Source organism: Streptomyces albireticuli, assembly GCF_002192455.1.
In the GTDB taxonomy this organism is placed as follows: Bacteria; Actinomycetota; Actinomycetes; order Streptomycetales; family Streptomycetaceae; genus Streptomyces; species Streptomyces albireticuli_B.
Window position 1 is genome coordinate 6,200,957 of record NZ_CP021744.1, and the last position, 14,331, is coordinate 6,215,287.

The following is a 14,331-nucleotide window of genomic DNA, read 5'->3' on the forward strand; positions in this document are numbered from 1 at the left end:
ACAATTATCCCTTGCCTTCCAGGTGGCGATCATCTAACTTGTTGATCAATCGATCCCTGGAGATTGGATTGGGGACCTCTCTTCATGTCTGAAAAAAACAGTTCGGCCGGGGATCAATGCGGGGACCGGCAACGCGCCCGCGCCCTCTATGAACTCGCCCTCGAAGATATTTCCTGGCATCCGGAGACCGCCCTCAAGAGGCTCAAATGGACGAAGGCGACCCTATGGAAAACCGCGGCGGGGCTTGAGGAGATCGGCCTGTTCTCGCGGAGTTCCGAGACACCGAGCGGCTGGACGGCATTACCCCCGCAGGCCGCCGCGGACAATCTCCTGGACACCGCGCGGAGCCGAATGCTCGATTTCTACGAGGACATGACACGGACCGGCGTGGTCATGACCGATGTGCTCACCCAGTTCAAGACGATCTACATGCGCCAGCTGGAGGACAACCGGCTGACGGTCCTCGACAAGCAGCCGGAGATTCTGGCGACCCTCGAAAGGGAACTGCTCGGCGCCCACTCCGAGGTCGTGCTCCAGGGCTCGGGGCACGTCTACACCGAGGCGCTGGCGCCGGTCTGCCACTCCCTGCTGCGGCGCGGCATCGCGGTCCGCCTCGTCGTCCGCTCGTCCACGGCCACGCTGCCCCAGCCCGCGGCGAAGCTCCGTGACCTCGCGGCGGCCGGTGCGGAGACCCGTATCTCCCCGACGCTGCCCATCAGCTTCGCGCTCGTCGACGACTCCATGGCGATGTTCTACGCGCCCCCGAGCAGGCTGACGGAGGACGACACCGCCGGCCCGCGGATGGTCGTGGCGCACAGCCCCCTGGTCAACGAGGTCCTCCGCCCCGTCTTCGACCACTACTGGAACCACTCCGCCTCCGTGGTCTTCCAGGGGCAGAAGGCGGCCGGCCGGCGGGGGAGCGGTGAGCCGGCGCCGGAGGAGAGCGGACCGCCGCCGGCCGGTGCGGCGGCCCCCGCCGTCACCCCGGCCGGCCGGCCGCGCGACAAGAGGCAGCTCGCCCTGCTGCGGATGCTCGCCAGCGGGCTCACGGACCAGACGATCTCCCGGCACCTCGGCATGCACGAGCGGACGGTACGCCGCAAGGTCGCCGAGCTGGCGGCCAGCCTGCACGCGGCGAGCCGCTTCCAGGCCGGGGTCAACGCGGCGAAGGCCGGCTGGCTCGACGAGGACCTGGACGTCGCGGGCTGAGAACCCGGAGAGTCGCGGCGGGAGAGGCGCGGAAAAGATCGTAAAAATACGGAAGGCCGTTCTCGCATCTCTGCGAAAACGGCCTCCGACCTGCGAAAACGCTGGTCGGGACGGCGGGATTTGAACCCACGACCCCTTGACCCCCAGTCAAGTGCGCTACCAAGCTGCGCCACGTCCCGGTGCCCGCTTCCTCCCGGGTCTTCCCCGGTCGGGCGTGCAAGAAGAAAATAACCTGTTTGGCGGCGTGATCCAAATCCGGGCCCCCGGCCACCCCTCCGCCGCCCCTGTTGCAGTCTCCGCACGCGTCACACGCCCCCTCCGCTACCTCATTGACGAAACATACGGTGGAGTGCATACTTATGCCTATCAGCGTATGCACCGTAAGGAGAAACCCGTGACCGAGCGCGTCGTACTCGCCTACTCAGGCGGTCTGGACACCTCCGTCGCCATCGGCTGGATCGCCGAGGAGACGGGCGCCGAGGTCATCGCCGTCGCCGTGGATGTCGGCCAGGGCGGCGAGGACCTGGACGTCATCCGCAAGCGCGCGCTCGCCTGCGGTGCGGTGGAGGCGGAGGTCGCCGACGCCAAGGACGAGTTCGCCGAGGAGTACTGCCTCCCGGCGATCAAGGCCAACGCCCTCTACATGGACCGGTACCCCCTGGTCTCCGCCCTCTCGCGGCCGACGATCGTCAAGCACCTGGTCGCCGCGGCCAGGAAGCACGGCGCGACCACCGTCGCCCACGGCTGCACCGGCAAGGGCAACGACCAGGTCCGGTTCGAGGCGGGCATCTCCTCCCTCGCCCCCGAGCTCACCTGCATCGCCCCGGTCCGGGACTACGCCATGACCCGGGACAAGGCCATCGCCTTCTGCGAGGCCAAGAGCCTGCCGATCGCGACCACCAAGAAGTCCCCGTACTCCATCGACCAGAACGTCTTCGGGAGGGCCGTGGAGACGGGCTTCCTGGAGGACATCTGGAACGCCCCGATCGAGGACGTCTACGACTACACCGCGAACCCGGCCACGCCCCGGGAGGCCGACGAGGTCGTCATCACCTTCGAGCAGGGCGTCCCCGTCGCCGTCGACGGCGAGTCCGTCACGGTGCTCCAGGCCATCCAGCGGCTCAACGACCGGGCCGGGGCCCAGGGCGTCGGCCGGCTCGACATGGTCGAGGACCGGCTGGTCGGCATCAAGTCCCGGGAGATCTACGAGGCGCCCGGCGCGATCGCGCTGATCACCGCCCACCAGGAGCTGGAGGCCGTCACCGTCGAGCGCGAGCTCGCCCGGTACAAGCGGCAGGTCGAGCAGCGGTGGACCGAGCTGGTCTACGACGGCCTGTGGTTCTCCCCGCTCAAGCGGGCGCTGGACGGCTTCATCGCCGAGGCCAACGAGCACGTCACCGGCGACATCCGGATGACCCTGCACGGCGGCCGGGCCGTCGTCACGGGCCGCCGGTCCGAGAAGTCGCTCTACGACTTCAACCTCGCCACCTACGACACCGGCGACACCTTCGACCAGTCCATGTCGAAGGGCTTCATCGAGATCTTCGGCCTGTCCTCGAAGATCGCCGCCAAGCGCGACCTGGCCTGACCGACCAGCCGCCGCGGGCAGGAGTGCCGCGAAGGCCACCCGCCCACGGCGCCGGCCGTCCCCCACCACCCCACGAGGAGCACGCAAGTGAGCAACGGCACCACCGACGACGTCCGGCTCTGGGGCGGCCGTTTCGCCGACGGCCCGGCAGAGGCGCTGGCCAAGCTCTCCGCCTCCGTCCACTTCGACTGGCGGCTCGCGCCGTACGACATCGCGGGCTCCCGCGCCCACGCCCGCGTCCTGCACAAGGCCGGGCTGCTGACGGACGACGAGCTCCAGCGCATGATGGACGGCCTCGGACTGCTGGAGGCCGACGTCACGGCGGGCACCTTCACCGGCACCATCGCCGACGAGGACGTCCACACCGCCCTGGAGCGCGGGCTGCTGGAGCGGCTCGGCCCCGACCTCGGCGGCAAGCTGCGCGCCGGCCGGTCCCGCAACGACCAGGTCGCCACGCTCTTCCGGATGTACCTGCGGGACCACGCCCGGATCATCGGCGGGCTGCTCACCGAACTCCAGGAGGCCCTGGTCGGGCTGGCCGAGGCGCACGCGGACGTCGCCATGCCGGGCCGTACGCACCTCCAGCACGCCCAGCCGGTGCTCTTCGCCCACCACGTCCTCGCCCACGTCCAGGCGCTCGGCCGGGACGCCGAGCGGCTGCGGCAGTGGGACGACCGCACGGCCGTCTCGCCCTACGGCTCCGGGGCGCTCGCGGGCTCCTCGCTCGGGCTGGACCCGGAGGCGGTCGCCGCCGACCTCGGCTTCGAGCGCGGCTCGGTGGGCAATTCCATCGACGGGACGGCCTCCCGGGACTTCGTCGCCGAGTTCGCCTTCATCACGGCGATGATCGGTGTGGACCTCTCCCGGATCGCCGAGGAGGTCATCATCTGGAACACGAAGGAGTTCTCCTTCGTCACCCTCCACGACGCCTTCTCCACCGGCTCCTCGATCATGCCGCAGAAGAAGAACCCGGACATCGCCGAGCTGGCGCGGGGCAAGTCCGGGCGGCTGATCGGCAATCTGACGGGCCTGCTGGCCACCCTCAAGGCGCTGCCGCTCGCCTACAACCGCGACCTCCAGGAGGACAAGGAGCCGGTCTTCGACTCCTGCGACCAGCTGGAGGTCCTGCTGCCCGCCTTCACCGGGATGATGGCGACCCTCACGGTCAACCGCGCCCGGATGGAGGAACTGGCCCCCGCCGGTTTCTCGCTCGCCACGGACATCGCGGAATGGCTGGTCAAGCAGGGCGTGCCGTTCCGTGTGGCGCACGAGGTCGCGGGGGAGTGCGTCAAGGAGTGCGAGGCGCGCGGCATCGAGCTCGACCAGCTCACGGACGAGCAGTTCGCGGCCATCTCGCCGCACCTGACGCCCGAGGTCCGCGGCGTCCTCGACGTGCCCGGCGCGCTGGCCTCGCGGAACGGCCGGGGTGGCACGGCGCCCTCGGCGGTCGCGGTCCAGCTGGGCGAGGTCAAGGCCGACCTGGCGGTCCAGCGGAAGTGGGCGGACGCCGGCCGGAGCTGACGCGGGGCCCTGAGGGCTCCGCGCGTACGACCCCGCCGGACCGCCCCGACGCACTCGGCAGCGATACGCCCGATAACCGAATGAGACATCATTGTCTCATTCGGGTTATCGTCGTCTCATGAGTGTCGATCGTGATCATGTACTGAAGGAAGCCGCCGCCCTGCTCACCCGCAAGGCGACCGCTTCCATGGACGAGATCGCCAGAGCCGCCGGCATCGGCCGGGCCACCCTCCACCGCCACTTCTCCGGCCGGGACGCGCTCGTCCGCGCCCTGGAGGACCTCGGCATCCGCCAGCTGGAGCAGGCCCTGGACGATGCCCGGATCGAGGAGGGCGACGCGGCCGACGCCGTCCGCCGGCTGATCGCCTCCACCGAGCCGGTGGCCGGGATCATGGCCTTCCTCTTCACCGAGAACCAGCTCTACGAGGCCGGCCTCAACGAGGGCTGGAACCGGCTGGACGCCCGGGTCAACGCCCTCTTCCGGCGGGGCCAGGAGGAAGGCGCCTTCCGGCTCGACCTGACGTCCGCCTGGCTCACCGAGGCCCTCTACGGTCTGATCGGCTCCGGCGCCTGGGCCGTGCAGGACGGCCGGCTGGCCGCGAAGGACCGCACCCGCATGGTCGCCGAGCTGCTGCTCGGCGGCGCCGAGCGGAGGATGAAACAGTGACTTCCCCGGTCGACACCCCCACCGGCGGCGCCCCGGCCGCCGAGGCACCCCGCCCCGGGCGCTGGCTGGCCCTCGCCGTCCTCGTCCTGGCCGTCCTCCTCGTCGCCGTCGACGCGACCGTCCTCGGCCTCGCCACGCCCTTCCTCAGCGAGGACCTGCGCCCCTCGGGCACCCAGCTGCTGTGGATCGGCGACGTCTACTCCTTCGTCATCGCCGGCCTCCTGGTGTCCATGGGCAGCCTCGGCGACCGGATCGGCCGCAAGAAGCTCCTGCTCTGCGGCGCGGTCGCGTTCGGCGCGGTGTCCGTGCTCAACGCCTACGCCACCAGTCCCGAGATGATGATCGCCGCCCGGGCCCTGCTCGGCGTGGCGGGCGCGACCCTGATGCCGTCCACCCTCGCGCTCATCCGCAACCTCTTCCACGACCCCAAGGAGCGCAGCCTCGCCATCGGCATCTGGGGCGCCATGGCCTCCGCCGGCGCGGCCGTCGGCCCGGTCGTGGGCGGCGTCCTGCTCCAGAACTTCTGGTGGGGATCGGTCTTCCTGATCAACCTGCCGGTGATGGCCGTGCTGGTGCTCGTCGGCATCAAGCTGCTGCCCGAGTCGCGCGACCCCGCGCCCGGCCCCTGGGACATGCCGAGCGTCCTGCTGTCGATGGTCGGCATCGTGGCGATCGTCTACGCCATCAAGGAGGCGGCCGCGTACGGCTTCCGCTGGCACTTCCTGCTCGCGGGCGTCCTCGGCGCGCTGGCCCTGATCCGGTTCGTGCGGCGGCAGCTCAAGCTGCCCAAGCCCCTGCTGGACATGCGGCTCTTCCACCACCGGGGCTTCTCGGGGGCGGTCCTCGCCGACCTGCTGACCGTGCTCGGCCTGTCCGGGCTGGTGTTCTTCCTGTCCCAGTTCCTCCAGCTGGTCCAGGGCCGTAACCCGCTGGAGGCGGGGCTCGCCGAGCTGCCCGCCGCGGTCGGCGCCGTGACCGCGGGCCTGCTCGCCGGGAAGGCGGCACGCCGCTGGTCGGTGCGGTCGGTGGTGGCCGGCGGGCTCGCGGCGATCGGCGTCGCGCTCGCGGTGCTCGTCCTGCTGCACGCGGACACCGCCTACCCGGTCCTCGGCGTGGCCCTGCTGCTCGTCGGGGTCGGCGCGGGCTTCTCCTTCACCGTCACCGCCGACGTGATCCTCTCCAGCGTGCCCAAGGAGCAGGCGGGCTCCGCCTCGGCGGTCTCGGAGACGGCGTACGAGCTCGGCGCGGCGCTCGGCATCGCGCTCCTGGGCTCGATCGTCACCGGTGTCTACCGCGGCTTCGACACCCCCGCCGGGGTGCCGGCGAAGGCGGCCTCGGACGCCCACGACTCGCTCGGCGGAGCGGTCGAGGCGGCCGCCGAACTGCCGGGCGGCACCGGCGGGGCGCTGCTGGCCTCCGCGCAGGACGCGTTCGTCGAGGGCCTGCGGATCGCCGCCGGGGCCGGCGCGCTGGTTCTGCTCGGCACCGCCGTCGCGGCCTGGTTCCTGCTGCGCGGCCAGAAGCTCGAAGAGGGCGCCGGAGGCGCTCCCGAGCACTGAGCAGGCCAAAGCTCAAACGAGCAGCAAACCGCATCACAGGCCGGGGCGGCAAGCCCCGGCCTGTGTGACATACGCCGGAAACATATTCCCTTGACGCGATCCTTATGTGCGCGCAACGATCTCGACCACTGGTCGACATTGTCGAACACGGGTCGGACGACGAAGTCCGCGTTCAAAGGAATCCCCCACATGCGTATGCGCAAGACCGTCAGGTTCCTGCTCGCCGCCGCGGCCACCGCCGCCCTGGGCCTCACCGGCTTCGCGGCCCCCGCCTCCGCCTCGGTCCTCGACATCCCGCCGCGCGGGGCCAACGACTGGTCCTGCAAGCCCGACTCGGCCCACCCGCAGCCCGTCGTGCTGGTCAACGGCACCTTCAAGCTGATGGCCGAGAACTGGGCGAAGCTCTCGCCCAAGCTCAAGGAGGCGGGCTACTGCGTCTTCGCCTTCAACTACGGGAACATGGAGACCGCTCCGATCCCGCAGGCCGCGGCCGAGCTCAGCGACTTCGTCGAGGCCGTGCGGGGCGCGACGGGCGCCGCGAAGGTCGACCTCGTCGGCCACAGCCAGGGCGGCATGCTGCCCCGCTACTACGTGAAGTTCCTCGGCGGCGCGGACAAGGTCGACGACCTCGTCGGCATCGTCCCCTCCAACCACGGCACCAAGAACCCGCTCGCCGTCCCGGCCGGCTGGACCATCTGCCCCTCCTGCGTCGACCAGCAGTGGGACTCGCCGCTGATGCGCAAGCTCAACGCCGGCGAGGAGACCCCGGCCGGCCCCGACTACACGGTCATCACCACCCGCTACGACGAGGTCGTGATCCCGTACACCAGCGCGCTGCTCACCGGCCCGAAGGAGCACCTCACCAACATCGTGCTCCAGGACAAGTGCCCGCTGGACCTCTACATGCACGACCAGGCCACCAAGGACCCGGTCGTCGCCCAGTGGGTGCTCGACGCCCTGGCGCACGAAGGCCCGGCCGACCCGGGCTTCCAGCCCCAGTGCATCGGCCGGGCCTGAGAACCCGGGGGAGTGCGGGATGTGCGGGAGGAGGTGGCCGTCAGGCGGCCTTCTTCTCCCGCGCCTTGGTGGCGTACATGTCCACGTACTCCTGACCCGACAGGCTCATGACCTCGCTCATCACCTCGTCGGTGACGGCGCGCAGCACATAGCGGTCGCGGTCCATGCCCTCGTAGCGGGCGAAGTCCAGCGGCTCGCCGAAGCGCACGGTCACCGGGGCCAGCCGCAGCCGGCCCTTGCCGCCCGGCTGGACCTTGTCCATGCCGAGCATCGCGAACGGGACCACCGGGGCGCCGGTCATCAGCGTCAGCCGGGCGATGCCGGTCCGGCCGCGGTAGAGGCGGCCGTCGGGGGAGCGGGTGCCCTCGGGGTAGATCCCGAAGACATTGCCCTCGTCCAGCACCCGGCGGCCGGTCATCAGCGCCGCGACACCGCCGCGGCCGCCGTCACGGTCCACCGGGATCATGCCGGAGCTGGTGAAGAACCAGGCCATCAGCCGGCCCTTGACGCCCTTGCCCGTGACGTACTCGTCCTTGCCGATGAAGAACACCTGACGCTTGACGACCAGCGCGAGGAACAGCGAGTCGACGAACGTCACATGGCTGCCGGCCAGGATCACCGGCCCGGTGCCCGGGATGTGCTCCGCGCCCTCGACCTTCGGGCGGTACAGGACGCGCATGAGCAATCCGAGAAACGCCTTGAGCAAGATGCGGGACAACGGGCCCTCCGGTCGTGGTGGTCGTGCGGCGCATGCCTGCGCAGGGGGAGACCATACTCGCCGGTACCCGTGGTGCGCACACCAGGTTTACGCGGCGATACGGAGTGTTGACGTGAGTTTGCACCCCGTTTGACCTTCGTCTCCCCATCCGAAAGTCGCACGTGTCTACGATCGGCGCGGCGGAAAGGTGCCGGACGGGCACCGCACACGCAGAACGAGGAGTTTTTATGGAGCAGGGACAGCGGCCGGGCAGGCGCAGCCTTCTGGGGGCCGCCGCGGCCCTCGGCGCGGGGGCGGTCGTCCTCGGCGGCGGCGCGGGCCAGGCCTCGGCCGCCCCGCGCGGGCAGGGGCACGGCGGCCACGGTGACTCGGGCTCGTACAAGGACCTGCCGGTCCCGACCGTCGTCGGCCACCGCGGCGGCAGCGGCTACCGCCCCGAGCACACCCTCGGCTCCTACCAGTTCGCCCTCGACAACGGCGCGGACGTCATCGAGCAGGACCTCGTGCCCACCAAGGACGGCCACCTCGTCTGCCGTCACGAGAACGACATCACCGGCACCACCGATGTCGCCTCGCACCCGGAGTTCGCCTCCCGCAAGACGACCAAGACCGTCGACGGCGAGGCCCACACCGGCTGGTTCACCGAGGACTTCACCCTGGCCGAGCTGCGGACGCTCCGTGCCAAGGAGCGCATCCCCGGCACCCGCGGCCACAACACCCTCTACGACGGCCGCTGGCAGGTGCCCACCTTCGAAGAGGTCCTGAAGTGGGCCGACGAGCAGGGCCGCAAGCGCGGCCGGCGGGTCTGGCTGCACATCGAGACCAAGCACCCCACGTACTTCCGCAAGGCGGGCCTCGGCCTGGAGGAGCGCCTCGCCAAGCTGCTGCGCCGCTACGGCCGCTCGGGCCGCAACTCCCACACCTTCCTCCAGTCCTTCGAGCCCAGCAGCCTCCAGCGGCTGAACAAGCTGGGCGTCGACTGCCCCAAGGTGCTCCTGCTCGACGACCTCACCACCCAGCCCTGGGACTTCGTCGAGGCCAAGGACCCGCGCACGGTAGCCGACCTCATCACGCCCAAGGGCCTGCGGTGGGTCGCGGGCTTCGCCCAGGGCATCGGCCCGTGGCTGAACCTGGTCATCCCCCGGGACAAGAACGACCGGCTCACCAAGCCCACCACGCTGGTGCGGGACTCCCACGCCGCCGGGCTGATCGTGCACCCCTACACCATGCGCAACGAGAACAGCTTCCTGCCGGCGGACTTCCGGCGCGGCACCGACCCCAACGCTTACGGCGACGTCTTCGGCGCGTTCAAGACGTACTTCGCCACCGGCATCGACGGGATCTTCTCGGACAACTGCGACACGGCGGCGCTGGCCCGCGCCGACTTCGTCAAGCGCTGACTCCTCCGGGGCGGCCGTGGGGGCGGTCCGGCGAGGCCGGCCGCCCCCACCGGTCGCCTCGCCGGGTCACCTCACCCGTAGGGGTGGTTACCCGGTGTCGCCGAAACCGGCCGGGCCGGGGCGCACGTCCCGACCCGCATGACACCGAACGATCTTCTGACCTCGCTCCGGCCCCTGCTGGCCGCCGAGTGCGCGGCGGAGGCACCGGCCGCGGGCGTCGAGGCCGCTGACCTCGAACAGGCTGTCTGGGTGCGGGTGCTGAGCGACAGCCGCCCGCAGTGCGGCCGCCCGGCCGCGTCCGCCGCCCGGTTACGCGCGGCGGTACGGGCCGAGGCCCGCTCCGCCCGCCGCCGGGCGCGCCGCGAGGTGCTCTACGACCCGACCCACTCCGAACCCTCCGGCGGCCCGGAGTCGGGGGTCGAACACGCGGTGCTGGCCGCCGAGGAGGGCCGGGTGCTCCGCGCGGCCGTGCGCCGGCTGCCCGGCCGCTGCCCCCGGCTGCTCGGCGCGCTGCTTTCCCGCCACGACCCGACCTACCGGGAAATCGCAGGCGAGTTGGGAATGTCACAAGGATCTTTGGGGCCGGTGCGTTCCCGTTGCCTTGGTTGCTTGCGCAGAATGCTCACGGCGGAGGTTGCGGCTCCTGGACGTTGGGGAAAGGAGCGGTAGACGACCGGCGCCATGGAGGCGACGCGCATCCGCGCCGGCTCCTGTCAGGGCGGACCGAACCGAAAAGGGGAGGCGTGCGCACATGGGCATGAGCGTGACCCTCGCTGCGGCGACCGAGGACGACGCCGAGCGGATCCTCAAACTCCAGTACCTCTGCTTCCAGGAAGAGGCCGAGCTCTACGGCGACTACTCCCTCGAACCCCTCACCCAGAGCCTCGCCGCGCTGCGGACGGAGCTCGCCGCCGGTCTGGTGCTCGTCGCCCGGCTCGGCGACGAGGTCGTCGGCTCGGCGCGCGGCACGGTGGGCGAGGACGGCACGGCCCTGATCTCCGGGCTGATGGTGCACCCGCGGATGCAGCGGCACGGCCTGGGCGGGCGCCTGCTCGCGGCCATCGAGGAACGCCTGGCCGCGGAGCGGTCGGCGGACCGGTACCGGCTGGCGACGGGGCACCGGAACGAGCGGACGCTGCGGCTGTACCGGGGGTGGGGGTACGAGCGGGTGGCGGTGGAGCGGGTCACGGGGAAGCGGTCCGTGGTCACGCTGGAGAAGGTGGCGGTGCCGGCGAAGGAGCCGGCGCGGGTCTAGGCGCCGGGGCCCCGCCCCGGACCCCGGTCCCCGGGTGCCGGACGGGCTGGGATCAGCCCGTCCCGCCAGGGACGCCCCGCCGCAGCCACACCATCGCCGTCACCGGCAGGATCACCGGGATGAAGAGGTAGCCCATCCCGTAGTCGGACCACACCGTCGCGTCGGGGAAGGCCGACGGCGCGACGAGGGTCCAGGTGCCGACGACGAGGACGCCGGCCAGCTCGGCGGCGCAGCAGACCAGCGCCGCCTTGCGGGCGGCCGGCCCGCCGCGGACCAGGGAGTAGGTGATGAAGGCGTACACCACGGCGGCGATCGCCGACAGGACGTACGCCAGGGGGGCCCGGCCGAAGTCCATGAGCATCTGGACGACCGAGCGGGACGCCGCGGCCACGGTGAACACGCCGTAGAGCCAGACCAGCAGCCGCCCCGGCCCCTGGCCGAGGTCGAAGCCGGGCTTCTCTTCCGTCACGGGTCCGGACACGGTCAGCCTCCCCAGATGTCGTAGAGCCGTACTTCGAGCACGGCCAGGATGACGGCGCCCGCCGCCACGGTGGCCGAGCCCCAGCGGGTCCGCTCCGCGAGCGACATGAAGCCGGCGGCCGGGACGGCCGCGGCCGAGCCCAGCAGATAGGCGACGAAGATCGCGGTGCCCTGCGCGGGCCGGTCGCCGCCGCCGAGCCGGACGACGCCGATGACGAGCTGGACCAGGGCCAGGACCGACACCACGGCCATGCCGATGAAGTGCCAGTCCTTGGTCGGCTGGTCGCGCGAGAAGGCGAAGCCGCACCAGGCGGCCAGCGCGAGGGCGGTCAGACCGACCGCGAGCGTCAGCGCGTCGATCACCGTGGCCCCCGCGCGGCGTGGGCGTGCGGATGGGGCTTGACAAGCATGGGACGACTTTAATGGCCCGGGGGTCCCGCCCCGCGCGCGGCCCCGGCCCGGGCGCGCGCGGGCGTGGTCTTGGCCACAACGAGCCGGTCCGGCGGCCGGTCCGCGGCCCGTGGGCAGCGCCCTTCCGGTCCTGTTCCCGCAGGCCGGAGCGGTCCCTCAAGATCATTGACGGTGGCCGCCCGATGTCCACGAAGTGATCAAGCCTGTCCGCTATTCGGACAGGCTTGGCCGAGCCGCACATCCGTCTGTTTTACTTTCCCGCATGACCACGACGAGCACCCGCACTCTTGCGACCGAGGCGATGACGACGCCCGGTGCTGCTCGTTGCATGTGTCGAATGTGTGACTGCTGAGGGCCCCCGATCCGTGCCTCGCGCCCCGAAGCGAGACCCGTAGAGCCCCCGCCACCGGTCCCACCCGGACCGGACGGGTCGCTCCGCCCCCGCGTCACCCCTGACCCCGAGAAGCCGCGCCACGCGCCGCCGGGGCTCACCGATGCCGCGTTCCGCAATGCATGCCCGTGCCGGCACCCCACCGCCGCGCACTCGACAGTGACGGAAACCCCTGTGATCACCACTACGGGCCTGACAAAGGTCTACCGCTCACGCGGCCGCGAGGTCACCGCCCTCGACGGCGTCGACCTCCATGTGCGCGAGGGCGAGGTGTACGGCGTCGTCGGCCAGAGCGGCGCCGGCAAGTCGACCCTCATCCGCTGCGTCAACCTCCTGGAGCGCCCCAGCTCCGGCACGGTCACCGTGAACGGCCAGGACCTCACGGCCCTCGCCGGACGCAGCCCCCGCGCCAACGCGGCGCTGCGCAAGGCACGCAGCCACATCGGCATGGTCTTCCAGCACTTCAACCTGCTCTCCTCGCGCACCGTGCAGGCCAACGTCGAGCTGCCGCTGGAGATCCTCGGCGTCTCCGGCAAGGAGCGCGAGCGCAAGGCGCTCGAACTCCTGGACCTCGTCGGCCTCGCCGACAAGGCCAAGGCCTACCCCGCCCAGCTCTCCGGCGGCCAGAAGCAGCGCGTGGGCATCGCCCGCGCCCTGGCCGGCGACCCCAAGGTGCTGCTCTCCGACGAGTCGACGTCCGCGCTCGACCCGGAGACCACCCGCTCCATCCTCCAGCTGCTGCGCGACCTCAACCAGCAGCTCGGCCTGACCGTCCTCCTCATCACCCACGAGATGGACGTCGTCAAGACCATCTGCGACTCCGCGGCCCTCATGAAGGGCGGCCGCGTCGTGGAGTCCGGCACCGTCTCCGAGCTGCTCGCCACCCCGGGCTCCGAGCTCGCCGCCGAGCTCTTCCCCGTCGGCGGCGAACCCTCCGGCGCGGACCGCACCGTCGTGGACGTCACCTTCCACGGCGAGGCCGCGACCCAGCCCGTCATCTCGCAGCTGTCGCGCACGTACAACATCGACATCTCCATCCTGGGCGCCGCGATGGACACCGTCGCCGGCAAGCAGATCGGCCGCATGCGCATCGAGCTGCCCGGCCGCTTCGAGGAGAACGTCGTGCCCATCGGCTTCCTGCGCGAGCAGGGTCTCCAGGTCGACGTCGCCGACGTCGCGTATCCGGCGCCCGCGGACGCCGCGCTCCTCAAGGAAGGTGCCAAGTGAGCTGGGAAACGATGCAGCCGCTGCTGTACAACAACTCGCTCGACACCCTGTTCATGGTGTGGTGGTCCACCTTCTACGCGGTCGTCGTCGGTGTACCGCTGGGCCTGCTGCTGATCCTCACCGACCGCGGCGGACTGCTCCAGAACGTCGTGGTGAACAAGGTCGTCGGCGCGATCGTGAACATCGGCCGCTCCTTCCCCTTCCTCATCCTGATGGTCGTGCTGATCCCCTTCACGCGCTTCCTCGTCGGCACCTCCATCGGCCCCTCGGGCGCGGTCGTCCCGCTCGCCATCGCCTCCATACCGTTCTTCGCCCGGCTGGTGGAGGCCGCGGTGCGCGAGGTCGACCACGGCCTGGTCGAGGCCGTCCAGTCGATGGGCGGCGGCACCTGGACCGTCGTGTTCAAGGTGCTCCTGCCGCAGGCGCTGCCCGCCCTCGTCGCGGCCGTCACGACCACCGTCATCACCCTGATCGGCTACTCCGCGATCGCCGGCGCCGTCGGCGGCGGCGGCCTCGGCAACCTCGCCTACACCTACGGCTTCCAGCAGTACGAGACCCGGCTGATGGTCGTCACCGTCGTCCTGCTGATCCTCCTGGTCACCGTCGTCCAGCTGCTCGGCGACCTGGTCGTCAAGCGGCTCGCCGGCCGCGGCAGCCGCTCCTCCGGCTCCGTACGCGTCGGCCTGCGCCGCCCGCGGACCGTCCAGCCCGTTCAGACCGTCCAGCCCGCCCAGGCCGCCCCGGCCACCGCGACCGAGGAGCCGGCCACCGCCCTGACCAAGACCTCCTGAGCCCACCGAGGCCCAGGAACCCACCTCACGAGCCCGGACCCTTTGCCGGGCGCACCACCTCGCGTGAACTCGTGTGATCAAGAAAGAGGCACTCTTC

14 protein-coding genes and 1 tRNA gene are annotated in these 14,331 nt (G+C 71.1%); 11 read left to right on the forward strand and 4 right to left on the reverse strand.

The window, feature by feature from the left end; translation table 11 throughout:
• Positions 1 to 351 precede the first annotated feature (351 nt).
• Entirely contained in the window at positions 352 to 1,209 is an 858-nt protein-coding gene (locus SMD11_RS26900) for a helix-turn-helix transcriptional regulator (RefSeq protein ID WP_087928909.1), read from the forward strand.
• A 102-nt stretch (positions 1,210 to 1,311) separates the two neighbouring features.
• Here the strand turns inward: SMD11_RS26900 and SMD11_RS26905 are convergent.
• Positions 1,312 to 1,388, reverse strand: a tRNA-Pro gene (locus SMD11_RS26905).
• 215 nt (positions 1,389 to 1,603) lie between these two features.
• On the opposite strand from SMD11_RS26905, the gene SMD11_RS26910 reads away from it, so the two are divergent.
• The 5 genes from SMD11_RS26910 to SMD11_RS26930 all read left to right on the forward strand — a co-directional run bounded on the left by SMD11_RS26910 (position 1,604) and on the right by SMD11_RS26930 (position 7,561).
• The gene (locus SMD11_RS26910; RefSeq protein WP_087928910.1) at positions 1,604 to 2,797 is read left to right on the forward strand and encodes an argininosuccinate synthase; all 1,194 of its coding nucleotides are present in this window, start codon (positions 1,604 to 1,606) and stop codon (positions 2,795 to 2,797) included.
• A gap of 87 nt (positions 2,798 to 2,884) precedes the next feature.
• Positions 2,885 to 4,318 carry an argininosuccinate lyase gene (gene argH, locus SMD11_RS26915; protein ID WP_087928911.1) on the forward strand — a complete coding sequence of 478 codons (1,434 nt, stop codon included), beginning with the start codon at positions 2,885 to 2,887 and terminating at the stop codon, positions 4,316 to 4,318.
• Between the two features lie 118 nt (positions 4,319 to 4,436).
• Entirely contained in the window at positions 4,437 to 4,985 is a 549-nt protein-coding gene (locus SMD11_RS26920; protein ID WP_087928912.1) for a TetR/AcrR family transcriptional regulator, read from the forward strand.
• On the forward strand, positions 4,982 to 6,544 hold the full coding sequence (locus SMD11_RS26925; RefSeq protein WP_087928913.1) for an MFS transporter: 1,563 nt from the start codon (positions 4,982 to 4,984) through the stop codon (positions 6,542 to 6,544). The genes SMD11_RS26920 and SMD11_RS26925 overlap by 4 nt, the downstream gene beginning before the upstream one ends.
• Positions 6,545 to 6,733: 189 nt before the next feature.
• A complete protein-coding gene (locus SMD11_RS26930; protein WP_087928914.1) occupies positions 6,734 to 7,561 on the forward strand; it encodes an alpha/beta fold hydrolase in 828 nt (275 codons plus the stop codon).
• Between the two features lie 40 nt (positions 7,562 to 7,601).
• On the opposite strand, the gene SMD11_RS26935 is transcribed toward SMD11_RS26930, so the two are convergent.
• Positions 7,602 to 8,279 (reverse strand): lysophospholipid acyltransferase family protein, encoded by a 678-nt coding sequence (locus SMD11_RS26935; RefSeq protein ID WP_087928915.1) that lies wholly within the window; start codon positions 8,277 to 8,279, stop codon positions 7,602 to 7,604.
• A gap of 227 nt (positions 8,280 to 8,506) precedes the next feature.
• Here SMD11_RS26935 and SMD11_RS26940 point away from each other — a divergent pair, with 227 nt between their 5' ends.
• The 3 genes from SMD11_RS26940 to SMD11_RS26950 all read left to right on the forward strand — a co-directional run bounded on the left by SMD11_RS26940 (position 8,507) and on the right by SMD11_RS26950 (position 10,934).
• Complete coding sequence (locus tag SMD11_RS26940; protein WP_087928916.1) at positions 8,507 to 9,679, forward strand: glycerophosphodiester phosphodiesterase; 1,173 nt, start codon at positions 8,507 to 8,509, stop codon at positions 9,677 to 9,679.
• Positions 9,680 to 9,817: 138 nt separating this feature from the next.
• A complete protein-coding gene (locus SMD11_RS26945; protein ID WP_087928917.1) occupies positions 9,818 to 10,348 on the forward strand; it encodes a sigma-70 family RNA polymerase sigma factor in 531 nt (176 codons plus the stop codon).
• A gap of 82 nt (positions 10,349 to 10,430) precedes the next feature.
• The gene (locus SMD11_RS26950; protein ID WP_087928918.1) at positions 10,431 to 10,934 is read left to right on the forward strand and encodes a GNAT family N-acetyltransferase; all 504 of its coding nucleotides are present in this window, start codon (positions 10,431 to 10,433) and stop codon (positions 10,932 to 10,934) included.
• A 52-nt stretch (positions 10,935 to 10,986) separates the two neighbouring features.
• On the opposite strand, the gene SMD11_RS26955 is transcribed toward SMD11_RS26950, so the two are convergent.
• Positions 10,987 to 11,421, reverse strand: coding sequence for a hypothetical protein (locus tag SMD11_RS26955; protein ID WP_234366472.1), 435 nt, complete (start codon positions 11,419 to 11,421; stop codon positions 10,987 to 10,989).
• On the reverse strand, positions 11,418 to 11,777 hold the full coding sequence (locus SMD11_RS26960) for a hypothetical protein (protein WP_087928919.1): 360 nt from the start codon (positions 11,775 to 11,777) through the stop codon (positions 11,418 to 11,420). The genes SMD11_RS26955 and SMD11_RS26960 overlap by 4 nt, the downstream gene beginning before the upstream one ends.
• 613 nt (positions 11,778 to 12,390) lie before the next feature.
• Here SMD11_RS26960 and SMD11_RS26965 point away from each other — a divergent pair.
• On the forward strand, positions 12,391 to 13,443 hold the full coding sequence (locus tag SMD11_RS26965; protein WP_199843960.1) for a methionine ABC transporter ATP-binding protein: 1,053 nt from the start codon (positions 12,391 to 12,393) through the stop codon (positions 13,441 to 13,443).
• Complete coding sequence (locus SMD11_RS26970) at positions 13,440 to 14,234, forward strand: methionine ABC transporter permease (RefSeq protein WP_087928921.1); 795 nt, start codon at positions 13,440 to 13,442, stop codon at positions 14,232 to 14,234. The genes SMD11_RS26965 and SMD11_RS26970 overlap by 4 nt, the downstream gene beginning before the upstream one ends.
• Positions 14,235 to 14,331 lie beyond the last annotated feature (97 nt).